Annotated in this window: 18 protein-coding genes and 1 pseudogene; 5 read left to right on the top strand and 14 right to left on the bottom strand. The window is 62.7% G+C overall.

Annotation, left to right across the window (positions count from 1 at the left end):
* Nucleotides 1-350: 350 nt before the first annotated feature.
* The 3 genes from rpsN to rpmB are packed head-to-tail and all read right to left on the bottom strand — an operon-like array spanning nt 351 to nt 1,064.
* Nucleotides 351-656: a 30S ribosomal protein S14 gene (gene rpsN, locus ABIE18_RS20975; RefSeq protein WP_216927432.1), complete on the bottom strand. Its 306-nt coding sequence runs from the start codon at nt 654-656 to the stop codon at nt 351-353.
* A gap of 4 nt (nt 657-660) precedes the next feature.
* Complete coding sequence (rpmG, locus tag ABIE18_RS20970) at nt 661-828, bottom strand: 50S ribosomal protein L33 (RefSeq protein ID WP_003798558.1); 168 nt, start codon at nt 826-828, stop codon at nt 661-663.
* A complete protein-coding gene (gene rpmB / locus ABIE18_RS20965) occupies nt 828-1,064 on the bottom strand; it encodes a 50S ribosomal protein L28 (protein ID WP_011776361.1) in 237 nt (78 codons plus the stop codon). The genes rpmG and rpmB overlap by 1 nt, the downstream gene beginning before the upstream one ends.
* 396 nt (nt 1,065-1,460) lie before the next feature.
* On the opposite strand from rpmB, the gene ABIE18_RS20960 reads away from it, so the two are divergent.
* From ABIE18_RS20960 to ABIE18_RS20950, 3 genes are read left to right on the top strand one after another with little or no spacing between them, the layout of a single operon-like run.
* A complete protein-coding gene (locus ABIE18_RS20960; RefSeq protein WP_499724444.1) occupies nt 1,461-2,921 on the top strand; it encodes a ferredoxin reductase family protein in 1,461 nt (486 codons plus the stop codon).
* On the top strand, nt 2,918-3,385 hold the full coding sequence (locus ABIE18_RS20955; RefSeq protein ID WP_499724443.1) for an FMN-binding protein: 468 nt from the start codon (nt 2,918-2,920) through the stop codon (nt 3,383-3,385). The genes ABIE18_RS20960 and ABIE18_RS20955 overlap by 4 nt, the downstream gene beginning before the upstream one ends.
* A complete protein-coding gene (locus tag ABIE18_RS20950) occupies nt 3,369-4,190 on the top strand; it encodes an FAD:protein FMN transferase (RefSeq protein WP_499724442.1) in 822 nt (273 codons plus the stop codon). Before ABIE18_RS20955 ends, ABIE18_RS20950 begins: the two co-directional genes overlap by 17 nt.
* A 39-nt stretch (nt 4,191-4,229) precedes the next feature.
* On the opposite strand, the gene ABIE18_RS20945 is transcribed toward ABIE18_RS20950, so the two are convergent.
* Both ABIE18_RS20945 and ABIE18_RS20940 read right to left on the bottom strand, forming a co-directional pair.
* Nucleotides 4,230-4,994, bottom strand: a complete 765-nt coding sequence (locus tag ABIE18_RS20945) for an SGNH/GDSL hydrolase family protein (protein WP_224165598.1) — start codon at nt 4,992-4,994, stop codon at nt 4,230-4,232.
* 49 nt (nt 4,995-5,043) lie between these two features.
* Entirely contained in the window at nt 5,044-5,523 is a 480-nt protein-coding gene (locus ABIE18_RS20940; RefSeq protein WP_499724441.1) for a MarR family winged helix-turn-helix transcriptional regulator, read from the bottom strand.
* Between the two features lie 68 nt (nt 5,524-5,591).
* Between ABIE18_RS20940 and ABIE18_RS20935 the strand changes: the two genes are divergently transcribed.
* Nucleotides 5,592-5,879 (top strand): YciI family protein, encoded by a 288-nt coding sequence (locus ABIE18_RS20935; protein WP_431116943.1) that lies wholly within the window; start codon nt 5,592-5,594, stop codon nt 5,877-5,879.
* Between the two features lie 16 nt (nt 5,880-5,895).
* On the opposite strand, the gene ABIE18_RS20930 is transcribed toward ABIE18_RS20935, so the two are convergent.
* From ABIE18_RS20930 to ABIE18_RS20905, 6 genes are all read right to left on the bottom strand, one after another.
* Complete coding sequence (locus ABIE18_RS20930; protein ID WP_499724440.1) at nt 5,896-6,732, bottom strand: SGNH/GDSL hydrolase family protein; 837 nt, start codon at nt 6,730-6,732, stop codon at nt 5,896-5,898.
* Nucleotides 6,733-6,927: 195 nt separating this feature from the next.
* Nucleotides 6,928-7,983 carry a siderophore-interacting protein gene (locus ABIE18_RS20925; RefSeq protein ID WP_499724439.1) on the bottom strand — a complete coding sequence of 352 codons (1,056 nt, stop codon included), beginning with the start codon at nt 7,981-7,983 and terminating at the stop codon, nt 6,928-6,930.
* On the bottom strand, nt 7,980-8,804 hold the full coding sequence (locus ABIE18_RS20920; RefSeq protein WP_499724438.1) for an ABC transporter ATP-binding protein: 825 nt from the start codon (nt 8,802-8,804) through the stop codon (nt 7,980-7,982). The genes ABIE18_RS20925 and ABIE18_RS20920 overlap by 4 nt, the downstream gene beginning before the upstream one ends.
* 1 nt (nt 8,805) lies before the next feature.
* Nucleotides 8,806-9,789: a FecCD family ABC transporter permease gene (locus ABIE18_RS20915; protein ID WP_499724446.1), complete on the bottom strand. Its 984-nt coding sequence runs from the start codon at nt 9,787-9,789 to the stop codon at nt 8,806-8,808.
* Between the two features lie 155 nt (nt 9,790-9,944).
* Nucleotides 9,945-11,060: a FecCD family ABC transporter permease gene (locus ABIE18_RS20910; RefSeq protein WP_499724437.1), complete on the bottom strand. Its 1,116-nt coding sequence runs from the start codon at nt 11,058-11,060 to the stop codon at nt 9,945-9,947.
* A 5-nt stretch (nt 11,061-11,065) separates the two neighbouring features.
* The gene (locus ABIE18_RS20905; protein WP_499724436.1) at nt 11,066-12,148 is read right to left on the bottom strand and encodes an iron-siderophore ABC transporter substrate-binding protein; all 1,083 of its coding nucleotides are present in this window, start codon (nt 12,146-12,148) and stop codon (nt 11,066-11,068) included.
* Nucleotides 12,149-12,532: 384 nt separating this feature from the next.
* Here ABIE18_RS20905 and ABIE18_RS20900 point away from each other — a divergent pair, with 384 nt between their 5' ends.
* A complete protein-coding gene (locus ABIE18_RS20900; protein ID WP_499724435.1) occupies nt 12,533-13,036 on the top strand; it encodes an FBP domain-containing protein in 504 nt (167 codons plus the stop codon).
* Between the two features lie 67 nt (nt 13,037-13,103).
* On the opposite strand, the gene ABIE18_RS20895 is transcribed toward ABIE18_RS20900, so the two are convergent.
* From ABIE18_RS20895 to ABIE18_RS20885, 3 genes and pseudogenes are all read right to left on the bottom strand, one after another.
* On the bottom strand, nt 13,104-16,574 hold the full coding sequence (locus ABIE18_RS20895) for an ATP-binding protein (RefSeq protein WP_499724434.1): 3,471 nt from the start codon (nt 16,572-16,574) through the stop codon (nt 13,104-13,106).
* 164 nt (nt 16,575-16,738) lie between these two features.
* Nucleotides 16,739-17,605: pseudogene (locus ABIE18_RS20890) on the bottom strand (DUF4194 domain-containing protein); the annotation flags it as partial.
* On the bottom strand, nt 17,598-19,055 hold the full coding sequence (locus tag ABIE18_RS20885; RefSeq protein WP_499724433.1) for a DUF3375 family protein: 1,458 nt from the start codon (nt 19,053-19,055) through the stop codon (nt 17,598-17,600). The pseudogene ABIE18_RS20890 and the gene ABIE18_RS20885, both read right to left, overlap by 8 nt.
* Nucleotides 19,056-19,142: the final 87 nt, after the last annotated feature.

Here is a 19,142-nt window from a genome sequence, read left to right as displayed (position 1 = left end):
AAACCCAAAACCACCCCAAAACCACCAAAACAACCACCCGTGAAGCCCGTCACACCAACCAAAACCCACGCCCCGGCCGCCCAACACCAAACCCACAGCCCGGCCGCCCAACACCAAACCCAACCACCGCCGTCAAACATTCCCAACCCCGCCACCAAGAAACAACAGACATGAGAGAACAAACCCCAAAAGACCTCGGGATCTGAGAGAAGAATGCTCAAAAACACCGACGATGTGAGAGAACAACCCGCGCGTGGCGGCACCCACACGTCGGCACCACCGGCAAGCACGCTTAAACGCAGAAAAGGCCGGCAACCATAACGGTTGCCGGCCCTTTCAGAGCTTCGTGATTACCAGGAAGACTTGGTGATACCCGGGAGCTCACCGCGGTGAGCCATGTCGCGGAAGCGAACACGGGAGATACCGAACTTCTGGAAGGTGCCGCGGGGACGGCCGTCGATCTGGTCGCGGTTACGCAGACGGATCGGGGAGGCGTTGCGGGGCAGCTTCTGCAGGCCGAGGCGTGCAGCTTCGCGTGCTTCGTCAGTCGCGTTGGGGTCAACCAGGGTCTTCTTCAGTTCGAGACGCTTGGCAGCGTAACGCTCAACAATGACCTTGCGCTGCTCGTTGCGAGCAATCTTGGACTTCTTTGCCATGTGTTTAGCGCTCCTCTCGGAATTCGACGTGCTGGCGGATCTTGGGGTCGTACTTCTTCAAGACCAGACGGTCAGGGTCGTTACGACGGTTCTTGCGCGTTACGTAGGTGTAACCCGTGCCCGCAGTGGACTTCAGCTTGATGATCGGACGTACGTCCTTGTCCTTTGCCATTAGAGCTTTACTCCTCGTGCCAGGATATCGGCGACGACAGAGTCGATGCCGCGTACGTCGATTGTCTTGATGCCACGGGCTGACAGGGTCAGCGTGACGTTACGGCGCAGGGACGGAACCCAGTAGCGCTTCTTCTGAATGTTCGGGTCGAACCGACGCTTGTTGCGGCGGTGCGAGTGCGAAATGCTGTGTCCAAAGCCCGGCTCGGCCCCGGTCACTTGGCAGTGTGCTGCCATGACTCTCCTCCAAAAAATTGAATGTAACGGTGTGCAGATGTTCCTGCGTTACCGTGCGACAGGCAGCGTTCGCGTCCGATCCATACCAATTCGGTAGTTTCCGCATCAAGTACGGCGAAGAAGGTTGGGCCTCAGAACCGGGCAGTGATAAACACTGGAACAGATCCTGGGATACCGGGCGAATACAGGAATGCACGCAACTTGAGCCCCTAACTACCGGCCATCGGGATGTCAGTCAGACTGACCTCACCGCCAACCGGAGCAATTGCACACGATCCGCACTACCTAGCGCCTAACTATTCTACGGGTCAGGCCAAATTAAGACCAATCAGGAATCATAAGCCCTCACAAGCCCTTTCACAGCAGAACGAAAGGATGCCTGGCGAGTCTTGGATCATGACCTCGCTTCTTTCACGTGTTTCGGGTGCTGAACAGTCCGCGGCGGCGGGCCCACGGACGCCACCAGCCGTCGTCGAGCCCTTCCGGGTGCAAGCCCGACGGCGGCTGGCCCGGGCGGACCTGCTGGGTTTCCTCGCGTGGGTGTCCCCGGTGGTCGCGGTCGCCTTGTGGCTCGCAGACGGCGGCGCAGGCGGGTTCTCCTCCTTTGCCGGAAGCGCGACGGCCCTGGGAATCGTGGCCGGTTTGGTCGGCATGGACGTGGTCCTGCTCATGCTGCTTCTCGCGGCCCGGATCCCGCTGATCGACAACACAATCGGTCATGACCGTGCTCTTGAGATCCACAAGACACTGGGCAAGCCGGCGCTTTACCTGCTGCTGGCACATGGGATCTTCATCGCCGTTGGGTATGGCGCCGCAGAAGGGCTTGACCCTGTCAGCGAAGCCGTGTCCCTGTGGGTCAACGTGCCGGATATGTGGCTCGCGTTCGTCGCGATGGCGCTGTTCATCACGGTGGTGGTGACCTCGCTGGTGGCTATCCGTCGCAAGTTTCCTTACGAATTCTGGTACGTGATCCATCTCCTGACGTACGCAGCAGTGGCAACGGCGATCCCCCACCAGTTCAGTGTTGGCGGACTCTTTGCCGAAGGAAGCTGGCAGCGCTGGTATTGGCTGGCAATCTGCATCGGAACGGGCGCGGCGCTCCTGTTCTTCAGGATTTACCAGCCACTCGCGGCGACAGCCCGGCATCAACTCAGGGTCAGCCGCATAGTGCGCGTGGCACCGGACGTGTTCACCATCGAAATGACCGGACTGCACCTCGAATCGCTGGCAGGCAGCGGCGGGAGGTTCTTCATCTGGAGGTTCCTGGCTCCCGGGTTCTGGTGGCAGCCGCACCCCTTCAGCCTGTCCGCGGAACCGCTTCCGGCCACGGGCACAACGGTGGCCAAACTCCGTATCACCGTCCGAAACCTGGGCGACGGATCCGCCCGGCTGGCCCGCCTCAGGCCCGGCACCGGGGTCGCCCTTGAGGGACCCTATGGGATGTTCAGCACCGCCGCCCGGTCCCGCAACAGAGTGGCGATGATCGGCGCCGGCATTGGCATCACGCCTCTGCGGTCGCTGCTGGAATCCACCCCATTTGAGCCCGGCAATGCAACGGTCCTGCTGCGCGGACACGACGAATCAGAGCTCTTCCTTGGCCAGGAAATCATGGCCCTGTGCCAAGCCCGCGGCGCAACGCTCTTCCACCTGACCGGCCCACGCTCCGTACGCCCCAACGAATGGCTGCCCGAATCAGCCGTCCAAGCCGGTTTCACGCTCCGCTCCTATGTGTCGGACGTGGCCAACGCCGACGTCTACGTCTGCGGCCCCGCTGGCTGGGCCAGCAAAGTGGTCCAGGACGCACAAGCCGCCGGGGTACCTGCGGAACAACTGCACTACGAAAGGTTCGACTGGTGAGAATCCGGGCAGCAATGGCAACGGCCCTGGCGTCCGCGGGCATACTCCTCGCAGGCTGGCAATCAGGCGCTCACGTTGCGGAAACAGGCACTTCCACCACAACGAGCCTGAGCAGCAGCATGTCCGCCGGCGGTTCGGCTGCGAACGGCAGCACCGGTACCGGCGGCAGCAGCGCGGAAAGCACGACGGCGGCAACGTACGACGGCGCGTCAGTCGGGACCCGCTTCGGCACAATCCAGGTGCAGGTGACCATCCAGGACGGCAGGATCACCGAGGTCACACCCCTGCAGCTCACCGATGCCGAACGAAAGTCGGCCCAGATCAGCAGCCGGGCAGCACCGGTCTTGCGTTCCGAAGTCTTGCAGGCCCAATCAGCCAACGTACAAACCGTCAGTGGCGCGACGGTCACCAGTGAGGCCTATCTCACCTCCCTTCAGGCGGCCCTCGATGCAGCCAACTTTTAACGGCGAACAGCTCCGTGCGCGTACCTTCCGCAGCATGGGCACTGTGGTGAGCCTGACCGTGGCGAGCGGCACGTCCGCCCAAACCGCCGTCGATGAGCTGCAGTCCGCCGTCGACGTCGTAGGAGAGATATTTACGCAGCTCGACCTGACGTTCAGCCTTTACCGCGAAGGATCTGAGGCAAGCCGGCTGGCCCGGGGCGAACTGACGTTGGCGTATGCCTCGGAGTTGATGCAGGAACTCTATGCAGCGGCCTCGGAATGGCGCGTGGACACCGAAGGGGCGTTCACGGCTGAGCGATCGGACGGCGCGTTGGATCTTTCCGGAATTGTCAAAGCCCACGCCATGCGCGAAGCTGCGCTGTCCTTAGGTGCGCTCGGCCTGCGCGATTGGTGCCTCAACGCTGGTGGGGATGTGCTGGTCAGCGGATCACCCGGGCCAACGGACTCTGGCTTTGAAGATCCCAATCCGTGGCGGGCCGGGATCGTTGATCCCTTCGATCGCCAGAAGCTGCTGAGTACATACCGCCTCAGCGATTCAGCGGAACACGGAATGGCGGCCCTTGCAACGTCAGGCTCGGCTGAAAGGGGAGAACACATTTGGACCGTCGGTGCAGGACGGTCGGAGTTCCTTCAGGTTTCCGTCGCGGCGCAGGACATTGTTACGGCCGACGTCCTGGCAACGGCAATCGTCGCCGGCGGAACACAAACCTTGGATCATGCCATGGAGAAATGGGACGTCGACGTGCTCGCGGTTGGCAGGGCCGGAACGCTGCTCGCCACGCCGGGTTTCCGTAGGCCCGCCTGAGCGCAGTTCATCTGGACCGGGCTTTCTAGACCAGTCCTTTTAGACCGGGCGGATCAGAGCTGGATACTTCGGGCTAAGCCCATCGCCCGAGGACGTGCCCCGCACACGGCGTACCACCCACGGGCCGGCGAATTCCCGGACCCATCGCGCATTTGCCCGGATGGCTTCGGAACGGTTCAGCGTGGGAAGCGGAGCGAGTTCGGGGACTTCAAGCACATGCTCATGCTCGAGGACGTCCAGCACGCGCTTGGCCATGTTAACGTGTCCCGCCGTCGACATGTGCATCCTGTCCTGCGCCCACATCCGGACGTCGTAGTACTCATCGAACCGCCAGTAATCCACCAGCAGGGCACCATGGTTCTCGGCGATTTCGCGGAGCAACTCGTTGTAGATCGCGGTCCGTCCACGCATCGTGCTGAAAACCTTCGAACCGCGGGCGTCAAAGCCCGTGAAAAGCACTACGGTGGCTCCCGTCGCGCTTAACTTGGCGATGCCGGCGTCGTAATCCTCCAAAAGGGAGTCAATATCGATCTTTGGCCGCAGGATGTCGTTGGCACCCGCGTACATCGTTACCAAAGTGGGCTTCAGTGCGACTGCCGCGTCCACTTGTTCTGCCATGATTTGGCGGAGCTTCCTGCCGCGGATTGCGAGGTTGGCATAGCCGAAGTCCTCGTTGCTGTGGGCCAGCTGCCGGGCAACGACGTCAGCCCATCCCCTGACGCCGTTGGGGCGGGTTGGGTCGTCGTCGCCAACGCCCTCAGTGAACGAATCCCCCAAGGCAACATAACGGGCAGAAAAATCCATGCCGTCAGTCTGCCATTAGCCGACCGCTACCTACAAAGCGTGGGCAAGGCTACGATTCGCGCAGGATCCAATGGTTATTGTCGAGCCTGGAGACGATTTTCTCGCCGATGCGCGCGAGGTCCGCGACGTCGTCGGGCGAGAATGAATCGAGCATCAGCGCCCGCACGGACTCAACGTGACCTGGAGCGAGGGCCACAATGGTGGACATACCGGCCTCGGTCAGGTGGGCGACGGTGACGCGCGCGTCGCCGGGGTGTGCCTGGCGTTCCACCCAGCCGCGCTTCTGGAGTTTGGTGACCACGTGCGATAGGCGCGACAGCGACGCACTGGTCCGGGCGGCGAGCTCGCTCATGGGCAGGTACCGTCCCTCGGTTTCCGAGAGCATCGCCAGCACGTTGTAGTCGAACAGCGACAATTTTCCAGCAGACTGAAGCTGCGTATCCAACGCCGAGGGGAGCAACGTATTGATGCTCAAGAGGGCCAACCAGGCACGGCGTTCGTCGGCATTAAGCCAGCGGGGTTCAGTCATGGATCCATCTTAGGAGAATTAGCCGGTTGGCCCGGCCTTGCTGCAGCCGCAAACGGTAGGCTGGCGGAATGTTCGTTGTCGCCTTGACCTACAAAGTCCCCGATGAGATCGCCGATTTCCACCGTCCAGCCCACATGGCCTGGCTTAAGGACGCGTTCGACGCCGGCGTGTTCCTTGCGTCGGGACGTCGCGTCCCAGCCACGGGCGGCGTGCTGCTGTCCAAAGCAGACCGGGCAACGTTGGATGACTCACTGGCCAAAGACCCGTTCTTCAGCAACGGCGTGGCCGAGTTCGAGATCATCGAATTCACCGCGACCACTGTGGCCGAGGGCTACGAGAACCTGCTGGAGAACTGAGGCTTGCCGGGTAGCTTCACTGCGTAGCCTGCTGGTTTTCTGCCAGCTTCTTCAGTCCGCCCTTCCGCGGGACTTTCACCGGCTGGGGCCACCTCGGATTCAGGGAGTCCCCCAGCGTGATGCCGCGGAGTTTACGTCCAAAGAGGGGCAGCACCCAGTCGTTCACCCAGCGCCGCTGCCTGCGTTCCCATTCGCGGATGGTCATTCTTTGGGGTGGGTCCCATTGCTTCGGAGAAATCTTGTGCGGGACGTTTAGATGGTCCAGGACTTGGGCGGCGAGATATTTGTGGCCGGCTTTGGACATGTGAAGCCGGTCAGGGGCCCACATCCGTGCGTCTTTGTAGGCGTCGAAGCACCAGTAATCCACCAGGATCGCCCCATACTTTGCGGCGACATCACGGACCTTTTGGTTGTACAGGGTGTTGCGTTTCTTGAACGGTTCCAGGACGGCTGAGACCTTCACGTCAAAGCCGGTAAAGAGGACCACCGTTGCCCCAGTGGCGGCAAGCCGGGCGACCAGCAGTTCATAGTCGTTGAGGAGCGCATCCATGTCCGTCCCAAAGTCCAGGATGTCATTGCCGCCGGCATAAAGCGTGATGAGTGTTGGTTCCATGGCCAGGGCGGGTTCGAGCTGTTCATCGATGATGTGCCGGAGCCTTTTACTCCGCACGGCGAGGTTCGCGTACTCCCATCCAGGCTGCGCTTTGGCCAATTTCTCGGCGACCCTGTCTGCCCATCCGCGAACCCCATTGGGCAGGACCTTGCTCGGGTCCCCCACGCCCTCGGTGAACGAATCCCCAAGGGCGACGTACCGCCGTCGTCCGCTGTGCCCAACCGCGTAACCATCCCGCATCCAGACAACGCTACCCACCCCCGGTTACACCCCAACCAACCCAAAGTGAACAGGACGAACAGGAAGTGAGAGAACGTCCCCCAAAAACCCGCGGGAAGTGAGAGAACGTCGGAAGGGCGACGTGCCCGCAAGGCCGCAGCGGCAGTTTTGTGTAGGAGCGCATCGGCCGGACCCGGCCACAGCGCTAAAACACGCTTAGCCCTCTGCCTTACCTCGTCGCCAGTACCCCATGAACGCCACTTGCTTCCGATCAATTCCTACGTCCCGCACCAAGTACCGTCGCATTTCCTTGATCACGAATGCTTCCCCGGCGATCCAGGCGTAGAACGGCAGCGCACCGGCAGGCAAAGTGGGGTTCTTGGTGGCTTCGATGGCTGCGGTGTCCATGCGTTGCGGGGTTTCCCAGAGGATGTCCTGGTCCACGTTGACGTCTTCGGGCTCGGGACCGGCAGCGGAGTCTGTGCCCTTGAGGCCTACCCACCCGGGGACGGGGACAGCCTTGCTGACGGCTTCTTTGAGGAGTTCGCCGTGGGGGCGGGAGCGTCCAATCGCTGCGCCACGGGCAAGCCAGGTGATTTCGATGTCGGCAGGTGTGCTGATGTCCTGGAAGTCGCCGGCTTCGGGAACTTCGAGGAAAGCGTGGCCGGTCATGTCCGCGGGCAGGCTCTCGAGGATGGCGCTGATTGCCGGCACTGCTGTCTCGTCTCCGGCGAGCAGGACTCTCTGTGCCAGGCCGGGACGCCATTCGATGCCGCCGTAGGCACCGGCGGTGGTGCATTGGGCAGCACGATTGTTGGGCCCAATGATGGTGAGGGCGTCTCCGGGCTTGGCTTCTTTCGCCCAGTTGGCTGCGGGTCCGCCGTGGCCTGCGTCGTCGAAGTGCATGACAAAGTCGATGTCGATTTCGGGGTACACGGCGTCGAGTCGCTCAGCCCTGACCGTGTACGTGCGCATGTCACCGCGGATGGACGGGTCCATGGCCAACCATTCCTGGTACCACCCGGCTTCTTCCATCTTGAATTCGGGCAGGGGGATCTGCTGTCCGTCCGCGTCGAATGAAGGAATCATCAATTTCACGCGCAGGTCCAGGGTGTCCCCTGCAACGCCGAAGCCGCGCAGTGAGTAACCACCGAACGTGATCCGGCGGAAATTCGGGCTCAGGTCCTGCACGGCCGAGACTGTGACGTCGAAGGCGAGGGTCATGGGTTCCACGGCGGCGCTCGCTTGGGTCCGGGTGGGTTGTGCACTCATGAGGCGATCTCCAGTTCGTTGGTTGAAACGGGCTGTGAGTGGTGGCGTCCGATGGGGACAATGAGCGGTGTTCCCGAGATGGGGTCTGGAACCACCCGGGATTCGAGGCCAAAGACGTTGTAGACCAGTTGCTCGGTGACTACGACGAGTGCGGGTCCTTCGGCCACAATGCATCCGCCCTTCATGGCGATGACGTGGTCGGCGTAGCGCGCGGCGAGGTTGAGGTCGTGGAGCACGATCCCCACGGTGGTGCCCCGGCTGCGGTTGAGGTCCGTAACGAGGTCCAACACTTCAACCTGGTGCGCAAGGTCCAGGTACGTGGTTGGCTCGTCAAGCAGCAGCACGTCGGTTTCCTGAGCAAGGGCCATGGCAATCCAGACGCGCTGGCGCTGTCCGCCGGACAGTTCGTCGACGCTTCGCTCTGCGAGTTCCAGCGTTGCGGTAGCTTGGAGCGCCCGCTGCACCGCGGCGTCGTCGGAATCGCTCCAACTTCGGAAGAACCCCTGATGCGGATACCGGCCCCGTCCCACGAGGTCGCGCACGCTGATTCCGTCCGGAGCGGTGGGGTGTTGCGGGAGCAGTCCCAAGGTCCGGGCGAGCTCCCGGGCTGGTCGGGAGTGGATGTCCTTGCCGTCGAGGGTCACGGCACCACCGGCGGGCTTGAGCAGCCGCGACAGTCCTCGAAGCAGGGTGGACTTACCGCAGGCATTGGCGCCCACGATCATGGTGACTTTACCTTCGGGGATTTCGGTGGTGAGGCCCTCAACCACCTTGCGCTGCTCGTATTGAAGTGTCAGGTCCTTGGCATTAAGGATGGCCATGTCAGGCTTCCTTTCGATTCGAGGTGACCAGAAGCCACAGCAGGAAGGGTGCACCGAGGGCGCCCGTAATGACGCCGACCGGGAGGACGGTTCCGTCGAGGATGACGGGGGCGATGTTGGAGGCGAAGAAGTCAGCGACCAGCACGATCAGGGCACCGGTAAAGGCCGACGCCGGGAGGCTGGGTTTGCGGACGATGCGGCGTGCAATTGGTCCGGCCAGGAAAGCGACGAACGCAACGGGACCGGCAGCGGCCGTTGCGACGGCGGCAAGCCCGACGGCGGTCAACACCAGTCCCAGCCGGGTGGCGTTGACCCTGATGCCAAGGCCGGCGGCTGTATCGTCCCCAAGTTCGAGGATGCGCAGCGGGCCGGCCAGGATGATGACAGCCGGAACCAGGACCAGCAAGGAGGCCGTGAGGATCCCGGCGCGCTCCCAAGTGGCAGAATTCAGCGAACCGTTAAGCCAGACGAGGACGTCAGCCGCGGTACGGATGTCTGCACGGGTCATGAGAAAGTTGACCACCGCGTGCAGTGCCGCGGCGATGCCCACACCGGCAAGGATGAGTCGGTTGCCGGCAGCATTGCCGCGGCTGCCTCCGCCTGCCCCGGATCCGGTGCCACGCGAAATGGCGTAGATAATGGCCGCAACACCCAGCGCGCCGCCAAGGGCTGCCCAAGAGACGACCGCTCCGGAAGCACCAAAGATCACAATCGCCGTCACGGCCGCCGCACTGGCGCCGTAGCTGATGCCGATAATGTCCGGGCTCGCCAGGGGGTTCCGCAGCATGGTCTGGAAAAGCGCGCCGGCCAAGCCAAAAGCCACGCCGATCAGTGTTCCGACGGTAGCGCGCGGCAGTTTGTGCTCCATGACGATGAAGCTGGCGCCGGGGATCTTCTCACCGCCCGTGAGGTGGTTGAAGACGATTGTGAAGAAATCGGGAATGGTGACGGTATAGCTGCCCAGCAGTACGTACACCGCGAACATGACCACGAGGGCCAAGCCCAGGAAGACGGTAGGGCTCAGGAGAAGCGTGGGGCCCAGGCGGCGCCGAAGTGTCAGATCATGCCCATGCTCGCGGGGATCATCGATGCTGGGTGTCAGCTCGGCGCGGGATTTCAGGGAAGTCGATTTGGGGGTGGTCACAGCCCGGCCCCCTTTCCGCGGCGGATGAGCCAGACGAAGACCGGCGCACCCACGAGCGCTGTCATGATGCCGGCGGGAACTTCGCCCGGAAGCAGAACCACGCGGCCGATCACATCGGCGATGATCAGCAGGATGGGCGCCAAGATCATGGAGAACGGCAGGACCCAACGGTAGTCCGGACCAGTGAGCGAGCGAACAGCGTGCGGAATCACCAGGCCGAGGAAGCCAATGGGTCCGGCCAGCGCCGTAGCGGATCCGCACAGCAAGACGATCCCCAGGCCGATGACTCCGCGGGACAGGGCAACATTCTGGCCAAGTCCACGGGCGATGTCGTCACCCAACGCGAGGCTGTTCAAGATACGGCCACTGGCCAGGACGATCACGGCGCCAATAGCAAGGAAGGGAAGTGCGGGCAGCAGAACGGACCAGTCCCGTCCGCCAATGCTTCCCACCTGCCAGAACCGGAATCGGTCCAAGGTGTCCTGGCTTGAAACCAGGATGACATTCATCAGCGAAAACAGGCCGGCACTCAGCGCCGCGCCCGCGAGGGCGAGCTTGACCGGCGTCGCACCGTCACGGCCCCTGGATGCGATGGCGTAAACGACGACGGCGGCCGCTGCGGCGCCGATGAAAGCGAACCAAATGTAGCCGGTCAGCGAACCGACACCGAAAACATAGATGCCCACGACAACTGCAAGGGCCGCACCCGCGTTGAGTCCCAGAATGCCGGGATCAGCCAAGGGGTTGCGGGCCACTCCCTGCATTGCCGCTCCGGCCAAGCCCAGGGCGGCGCCTGCCAGGAGACCCAATACTGTTCGGGGAATCCGTGCGATGACCACTGCGTGGTCGCCGCTTTCTGGATTGAAGTTGGTGATAGCTTCCCAAATGGTGGACAGGGGAAGTCCGCGCGCGCCGATTGCCAGGGATGCTGCGCACGCAGCGACGAGTACGACGACAGCGACCACCAGCCAGGCACTCCGCCCGCCTGTGACGCTGGAACCGGTTCCCCCATCGGCCGCGTTGCTCCGAGGGGCGCTATCTCGCTGGTTACCCGGCACAGATGTGCCGCCAACCTGCCCCACGGAAGCCGCCGTCGTCGTACTCAATTTCATTGCAGTTACTTGCCTGCCGCGTCGGCTGCCTTGTCCGCTGCGCTGCCCAGCTGCGGCAGGAACGTGTCCAGGGCCCACGGAAGGCTCAGCGGCGAGGAGGCGGAGATGGACAGCGTAAGGGTCTGATCGGCGTCGGCAACGAGTGCGCCGGACTTGACGGCGGGTATCTGGCCCAGCAGGGGATCGGCCTTGATGGCGTCGGCCGTGGCGGCTTCGGGCACCCATGTCACGAAGACATCGGACTTGAGCTCGTTAGCCTTTTCAGCGGACCACGGGATGAAGAAGTCCTTTTTGGTCTTCGTGTTCTGCTCCACTACCGGAGCGAGCTTCATGCCGATTTCGGAGAGGAAGCGCGGGCGGTTGTCGATGGCCGTGTAGACGTTCACACCGTCACCCTTGGCCGGCTCAAGGTTGCCGTAGATAAAGGTCTTGTCCTTGATCTGCGGATACTTGGAAACCTTGTCCTTGACGGTGGCTTCAGTGTCCTCGATCAGCTTCTTGGCTTCGGCTTCCTTGCCGAGGGCCTTGCCGATGATGGTGGTGCTTTCCTGCCAGGGCGTACCGTAGGCGAGCTCCGGGTAGGCAACCACGGGAGCGATTTCAGAAAGCTTCTTGTAATCGGCTTCTTCCAGGCCGGAGTAGGCGCCCAAGATGACGTCCGGGTTCAGCTTGGCGATCTCAGTGAAGTTGATGCCATCCGCCTCGGAGAACTGCACGGGAGCCTTGTCCGAACCGAAGCCCGCGCCAAGCTTCTCCAGCGCGGCATCCTTCCACGGCGTGGAGCCCTTGTCGTTGTTGCCCCACTCGTTCTTGGGAACGCCAACCGGGACAACGCCCAGGGCTATTGCGACGTCGTCATTGACCCAGGAGATGGTGACTACGCGCTTGGGCTGTTCCTTGATGGTGGTCTCACCGAAAGCGTGCTTGATGGTCACGGGGAAAGCAGCGGTTTCTGCCTGCTCCGTTGCCGGAGTGGAGGTGGCGGGCCCGGTGGAGCAGCCAGTGAGGGAAAGGGCGACGGCGGTTAAAGCGGCTGTCGCGGTGCCTGCGGTCTTCAGCAGGGCGCGGCGTGGAAGAAGGGAAGCCACGGGACTCCTTAGGTAAGGGATGCGAACCTAAGTAAGGCTAGCCTAGCCTTTGGATAATTACGAAACGTTTGCATTACGTAATCCCCAAGCTGCGGCATTGCTAAGATATCGGCAGCGGACTACCGCTTCCAAGGAGAACGACGAGGAGATGAGCGTGCGCACGGTTTCAGTTGCTGCAGCCATGGTTGGCGAGGTGGCCATTTTGGCCTGCTTGGCACTCCCCCGCCCGTCGGCATCACTCTAGGTACACGCACTCCAGATACAACAAGGATCCCTTTTTGGGTCTCTTTGCTGTGCCTCGCTTTCACCGATGACCGACGCCCGTTTCCAGCTATCGCGCTCCTTTTCAGCGCGACGTCGATCAACTCCGAAAGAAGCTGTGCCGTGCAGAAAATCACTGCCCAACAAATCCGTTCATCATTCATCAATGCCAGCCGCTCCGAAGCCGCCAAGCTGAACCTTCCCCGCGACTTTGAAACCATCGACTGGGACACCCTTGAGTTCCTCGGCTGGCGCGACGAAAAAATGCCCCAGCGCGGTTACCTGGTGGTACCGCACCGGGGCAAGCTCACCGGAATCATGCTTCGCGCTCCTGAAGGTGGCTCCGGAAAGAAGCGCGTGGTCCTCTGTGAATTGTGCCGCGACGTCTTCTCCAAAGACGACGTCTATCTGTGGGTCGCCAAGAAGGCCGGACAGTCAGGCAAGGACGGCAACACCGTGGGGACCCTGATCTGTGCCGAGTTCGGCTGCAGCGCCAATGTGCGCAAGGAACCGCCCGCCAATGAAATCAACCCGGACCCGGCCGTCGTCGTGGTTCGGCAAATCGCCGGGCTCCAGGAACGGACGGACCAGTTCCTGGATCGGGTCCGCGGGACTTCCACCCGCTAAAGGCAACGCGGGGTCACTTTGGCCCATTAAGGTCTCCACCATCGGCCATATGTGACCCCGCGTTGCTTCATCGCAGGACGATGTCTACGGGGTTGGCTTCGGACCGCCATGCGCCAGGCTCGCCAGCGCCTGCAATGACGGGAGCCGTGAGCACGCCGGACCGGTTGGTCCGCTTATCGCGGAGGATTTCCGTGACCGAGCCAAGGTGCCGGGACAGATCGATCACGTTTTCCGGCGCGGCCAGCAACAACTGGAAGCCGAATTCGTGAAGCGCCTTGATTCCGGCCCCGGCGAATTCCTCGGAGGCCAGCACAAACGCTTCGTCCATCATCACGGTGCCGTAAGTGGTGAAGCCCTGCTCGGCAATGCCCAGCTGATAGCTCAGGGCCGCGGCCATGATGAACGCCGTGAAGCGCTGGCGTTCACCGCCGGACATGGAACCGGTATCGGCATGCATGAAGACCTCGGTCTTCTTCTTGCCGGCCTTGCCGGTTTTCGCCGACTTGGCGGCCACCTCCCTGTGCTCCTTGCACTGGATAAACAGGTGGCCGCGGACGTCCAGGACCTCGGCGCGCCAGCGGCGGTCCTCAGGGGTTTGGGAACCGAGACGCTTCACCAGGGTCTCCAGGGACTTGTAGCGGGCGGTGAGCTCGGCGTCGTCGTCGGCCTCTGTTCCGGCAGCGGCAGATGCGCTGCGGGAGGGCCGCGTGTGCTTGGCCTTCAGCGCGTTCTGGATAGCATCCTTGAACTGCTTGGCCGTAGCCGGAAGCGTCTGCTTGATGTCCAGTTCCAGATAGCTGCCCTCGTGGAAATTGACCTCGGACAGGATTCCGTTGAGGGGCAGGATCCGGCTGGTGATACTCCTGCGCTCCTCATCCAGCAGGTGAAGGAGCGTACTGAACGATTCGTGCGTGCGCTGGTTGAAGAACAGTCGGAACTCCGCCTCCTGGGCGGGTAAGCCATCGCTTACGATCGCGTGATATCGCGATTCGAAGTCCCCGGCAGCTCCGATGGACGTGCCATAGTCAGCACTGATGGCGCTGCCCCAATCGCGCACGAAAGCCTCGAATATTCGCGTCAGACGCTCTGCCGTAGCCTGGCTGCGTGATTCGGCGGCGTGCAGCTCGTCGAGCAACTTGTTGCGGACGCTGTTGGCCAGGTTGTCCAGTTCGTAAAGCTCGGATACCTCGCCGACGCCGGCAAAGTACGGTTCCAGCGCGGCCACGGTAGAGCCCGACGGCGGTGCTTGCTCAAGCTTCAACCTCGCGGCATCAAGCAGGCCGTCAGCCGTGATCATCTTTTGGTCGAGCGCTTTGTATTCGCTCTGCAGCACGGCCGCCGCACCTGTGGAGGACTGGTGCTTTTCCCGTACGGCCTCGATGTTGGCGCGCAACGGTTCCAGGTCCGCCTGGGCACCCAACGCATCAGAAAGCCGCTGCTCAATCCGGGCAAGCTCGTCCGCCGCAACCGCTGCGGAGACCTGTTCCCATGGACGCTCATCCTCGGCCACCCTGCGAAGGGCTTCCAATTGCCGGGCCATGCCTTGGTGGGAATCCTCACGGCTTTGCGCCAATTCGGCAGCTTTGGCCAGCTCGTTTTCCAGCTCGCCCACCCGGGCGGCCACCAGTTCAAGTTTGGACGCATTGTCGAAGCCGAGGACGTAATCCTGCCGGCTCGTGAAACGGTCGTCCTTTTCCACGGTGTGCCGGTTGCGTTTCACCACGCCACCGAGGCTGATGCCCTTGTCCATCGAGGCAAGCTCGTCCGGGTCCTCCACGCACGGGTACGCGAAGTCCAAGGCGATCCGTTCGCGGATCCATGCCCCGGCGTCGGCGTTGGCGCCCGAGGTGAGGATGCTCAGCTTAGTCAAGAGGTCGCCGTCGGACACGTCCTCAACAGCCAGCGCCCCACCGGTCAGCGGCTTGGACACGTCTACTGCCCGCAGTGCGCCCCGCACCGTGTTGTCGTTCAAGTACCGCGTCACCGCAGCGAAATGCTCTCCCGGAACCAACAGCGTGGTGGCGAGGTTGCGGAGCGCGCGCTCTGCAGCCGGACGCCACTGATCCTGGCCCTCGGCGAGGTCGATCAGCTCGCCGCCGAACGGCATCCGCTCCTCGGGGATGCCGGTTGCGGCTGCGATCGCGGCTCGGTTCTCAATACTCGACGGCGGCAGCAAGGACTTGCGCGACCGCAACGACAGCAGCTCCTGCTCAGCCGCAGCCAGCTCGCGTTTCTTGGTCGCGTGGCCGTCGAAGGCCTCGAAACGGAGCTCCTTCAAAGCCTCCGTATCGTCCTTCAACTCCGCCGAACGCGTGGCAGCCTGCTCATGGGCTTGGTCCCAGCCCTCGGCCGACCACTCAAGGTTCAGTCCCGCATCGGCCAGCGCCTTCCGGGCAGATTCCTCCACCTGTTGGCGCAACTTCAGACTTACACGGGCGTTCTCCAACGACTGCTCGATAGCCGAAATCGCGTTACCGCCGCGGTTGTTGTAGTCCAGCTCCAGCTCACGGAGCTCCTTGGCCAAAGCATCCCGGACCGTGCGCTCAGCCGCGAGTTCCTGCGCCTTGGACTGTGCCAATTCCTTGAAACGCGCCAAGGTCTTGGCGTGGACAGTGACCGCAAGCTGCTGCTTGTACGCCTCAAATTCCTCGCCAGCCAACTCACGAAGCCTGTTCGCATCCAACAACGCCTGCGCATAGTCCTTGTTCAGCCCCGGAACCGGCGCCAATTGGTCGCGCTGCTGCCGGACATCCTCCAACCGCTGCCGGATGGACATCAGGTTGCTGAATTCCTCCACCACATCATCAGCCGCAGCCAACGTAGCCGGAGCATCAAGTACCTGGTCACGGAAGAACGTATTAACGCTGCCGCCAAGGCCCTTCCCGGCCTGGATCACACGCAGCAGGGGAAGTGCCTGGTCAGAGTTGATGCCGAGGAGCCTGCGGAACCGCTCCGCAAACGCCTTATGCACGTCGAAGACCTGGCCGTCAGGGAAGATCCCCTCCAACGCACCCTTGGTAAACCTCTTCTGGGCAATCCCCTCGATCGCTTCCAAGTCCAACGGCTTGTTGTCAATCACATAAAAACGCCCGACGCTGGACTCCGTGCCATTCTTCGGCAAATCAAACAGCGCAGAGACCGTCACCTTCGTGCCAGCCGCATTATCAAACGTCAGCGCGACGGCGGACCACGTGGCACCAGGGCGCTGGAAGGCACTGGCCGAACCATCGCCAACAGCCTTATCACCCACCTTGCCGCGCATATAAGTAAACGTGGTCCTCTTGTCCTCCACAGCGCCCCCCGAACGCTGCGCAGCGGCCTCATTGGAGCGCGGGCGGGCATCAAACACCCGGAGCATGGCATCAAACAGCGTCGACTTGCCGACGCCCGAATTGCCCGTCAGAAGGGTCCCGTTGCGGTCCACGTGCATCGTATGGGCCCCATGGAACGTGCCCCAGTTGACCACCTGCACCAAGGCAAGACGCATTTGTCCAGGGTTCGTGAGCTCGCCGAGTGGGAGCATGCTTGCGATAGTCACTTGGCTGGCTCCTGGTCGCTTTTTGGGTCACCTAACGCGGCGGTACCGGTCGCTTCGGTGAGGTTCGCGCCCGAGGTAGACGACGCCGATGCCGCCCCGGGAGTGGCATCGGGCCTTCCGGAGCCGGGCGGCTCGCTGCTTGCAGCAGAGTCGTCCGGCGAAGGGGCGGGGGCGGCATCGGCGTCGTCGTCCCCAGCCCCGGGCGCGGCGTCGTCGTCGTCAGAAGAGTCGGGGCTCTCAGAATCCAGATCCAGCAGCGGCTCTGTTCCTGATTCGTCGGCGGCCACGGCAATGAGGGCCTCTATTTGGGCTGGGATGTCGCCGATGTTTTCGAAGGGGAGGGCCAGTGGGAGGGCGTTGCTGATCGTGTACGTGTCGTCCAAGGGGGTGGGGAGGAGGAGTTGGCGGGCCAGGAGTTTGGTGATGGTGCGGCTGACGACGTCGGAGTCGCGGAGTGCGTCCTGTTGCCCTGCGGGGGTGTAGTTGGCGACGAGGTCCGAGATCTCTTCGCGGGTGATGGTGGGGTCCGTCTGGGCTGTGACGTGACGGTCCAGGAGGAGGCGCAGGCGGAGCAGGACGATGGTTTCCACGCGGCTCAGTGCACGCTGTTGCCGCAGGATGCTTGATCGTGAGCTGGCACCAATGATCTCGGGGTCGACGGGGCGGAGGACGGCGATCTTGCGGTCGTGATCGAGCTGGAGGGTGAGGAACAGTTCGGAGAGGCGGCTGCGGAGGATGAGTTGGTTGTCCAGGAGTGTGGTCCAGAGCTTCTCGTCGCGGCCGCCGTCGATGTAGGGGCCTTTCAGCAGTTTGACCAGCGCGTGACGAACCTTCATCGGCAGCACTCCGGTGTCGCCCGGGAAAAGCGCAGCGCCGTCAACGAACGTGTCCCGCGCGGTGACCCGGAATGGGTCACCATGGCTGGCGTGTGACGCCGTTTCAGCCGGGACTTCAGCCTCCTCGGCGGTGGCATGCTCAACGGTGACGTGCCCCTCCTCGGTGACGTCCGTCGTCGTGATTTCCTCAGTCATCAGAATCCTCATTCAGCGTGACGACAGGCAGGTACGCGGTGCGGATACTGCCGTCGATTTGTTCGAAGTCGATGTGTTCCCAAGCGGCCCGGTTGAACCCGGCGCCGCTGTGCAGCGCCATGGAGAGCAGGGATCGGACGGTGTTGATGTGTCGTTCCTCGGCGGGCAGGTTTTCCCACGCCTCGCCCAAGGTGGCTGCGCCGGCCATTGCGGCCCGCACAACAGCAGGTCTGGCCTTGCCGGTGCGAGCTGACCGAACCCTGTCCGAGTCACTGAAGGCGATGGGGTCTGCCAGACGGGGCGGGGTCGCGAATTCGTCGGGGTCGAAGAGTTTGACCATGGCCAACGACTCGAATCCGGCATTGAAGAGCACAGGTCCGCGTACCAGGCCGGGCCGGTCACGTTCGTAGGGCATGGATCGGATGGCTTGCTCTGCCTCAGCCAGAACCTTGCGCAGGCTGACCGACTGACGGACGTCGTCGCTCTGGATGTAGGTGTTCAGGCTCTCGGAGAGCTTGCCGTAGATTCTCTGGATCTGGCTGTGCTGGGTGCGCAGTTCGGCCACGAGGTTCTTCAGCGTTTCGCGGTCCTCGTGCGAAAGGTCGTCCGCGAACTGCCGGCTCAGGACCTCGCCGATCGCGGAGCGGAAACGCAACTGCTGCTGGGGGTCTTCCAGAAAGGCTGTGAAGGAGCGGAACGTTCGGCCCTCGGGACTTTGACGCAGGCGTTTGTCGGCCTCCAGAACCTGCGCCATGGTTGCGCCCTTGCTCAGCGACTCCTCGATGATCTGGTTGCGGAGTTCGCCCACCAACTCCTCGATGCGGTCACGCATTTTCTTGTAGTCAGCGGGCAGGCTGGCTGCGAGGTCAAGGATGTTGCCTGCAGCCTCAACAGCTTCTTCGTCGTCCAGGAGGCCGTCGAACTCGCCGGAGCTGATGTCCTCGACGAGTTGTCGGCGCTCCTGGATTTCTTCCTCCAGTGCCTCCAAACGTGCACTCTGGTCCGGATTGGTCTCGTTGGCGAGCTTCTCCACATCGCCAAGCAGCGTGCCCAAGCGGGAACCGTTGAGCGTGGAACGCTCGCTTGAGAGGCTGTCCAGGAATGCGAGCACACGCGCCGCTGCTTCCGTGACCTCGTAGACGATCTGGCCGGACTGGTTGCGGCGTGTCAGGAACTGCTTGCGCGTCCATTCGTCGCCGAAGGCCTTGCCGTTCTGCTGGCCGCCCAGCCCTGGTTCCTGGCGGCGGAGCTGCTCAAGGAAGGCGTCGACGTCGGCATGGAACTCTTCCAGCGGAAGCTGCGGCCGGGTGCGGGTGAAGGAAGCCTGCAGCACCGCGATCACCCAAGGGGCCGAACGTGTCAGGGCCCAGGCGGGACCTTTGGTCAGTTGCTCGAGGTCGCGAAGCCGGGCACTGATGGCGTCGGCGGAGGACATGGCTGAACGGGACAACTACTCTCCTTCAGCTGCTGCGAAACCTGGCTGGCAGCGGAAACTGCCCCGTACAAGGTTAACGCAGAGCATCACCGCCGCGTCGGG

The sequence above is a fragment of the Arthrobacter sp. 2762 genome, assembly GCF_040548745.1.
Classification (GTDB): Bacteria; Actinomycetota; Actinomycetes; order Actinomycetales; family Micrococcaceae; genus Arthrobacter.
Note: the sequence above shows the minus strand (reverse complement) of the source record. Positions and strands in the feature narration are given on the sequence as shown.

Bases quoted from the DNA above. Each gene is read 5' to 3' on its own strand.
- rpsN (WP_216927432.1), bottom strand. From the start codon at position 656: ATGGCAAAGAAGTCCAAGATTGCTCGCAACGAGCAGCGCAAGGTCATT.
- rpmG (WP_003798558.1), bottom strand. From the start codon at position 828: ATGGCAAAGGACAAGGACGTACGTCCGATCATCAAGCTGAAGTCCACT.
- rpmB (WP_011776361.1), bottom strand. From the start codon at position 1,064: ATGGCAGCACACTGCCAAGTGACCGGGGCCGAGCCGGGCTTTGGACAC.
- ABIE18_RS20960 (WP_499724444.1), top strand. From the start codon at position 1,461: ATGACCTCGCTTCTTTCACGTGTTTCGGGTGCTGAACAGTCCGCGGCG.
- ABIE18_RS20950 (WP_499724442.1), top strand. From the start codon at position 3,369: ATGCAGCCAACTTTTAACGGCGAACAGCTCCGTGCGCGTACCTTCCGC.
- ABIE18_RS20945 (WP_224165598.1), bottom strand. From the start codon at position 4,994: ATGGATTTTTCTGCCCGTTATGTTGCCTTGGGGGATTCGTTCACTGAG.
- ABIE18_RS20940 (WP_499724441.1), bottom strand. From the start codon at position 5,523: ATGACTGAACCCCGCTGGCTTAATGCCGACGAACGCCGTGCCTGGTTG.
- ABIE18_RS20935 (WP_431116943.1), top strand. From the start codon at position 5,592: ATGTTCGTTGTCGCCTTGACCTACAAAGTCCCCGATGAGATCGCCGAT.
- ABIE18_RS20930 (WP_499724440.1), bottom strand. From the start codon at position 6,732: ATGCGGGATGGTTACGCGGTTGGGCACAGCGGACGACGGCGGTACGTC.
- ABIE18_RS20925 (WP_499724439.1), bottom strand. From the start codon at position 7,983: ATGAGTGCACAACCCACCCGGACCCAAGCGAGCGCCGCCGTGGAACCC.
- ABIE18_RS20920 (WP_499724438.1), bottom strand. From the start codon at position 8,804: ATGGCCATCCTTAATGCCAAGGACCTGACACTTCAATACGAGCAGCGC.
- ABIE18_RS20915 (WP_499724446.1), bottom strand. From the start codon at position 9,789: ATGTTCGCGGTGTACGTACTGCTGGGCAGCTATACCGTCACCATTCCC.
- ABIE18_RS20910 (WP_499724437.1), bottom strand. From the start codon at position 11,060: ATGAAATTGAGTACGACGACGGCGGCTTCCGTGGGGCAGGTTGGCGGC.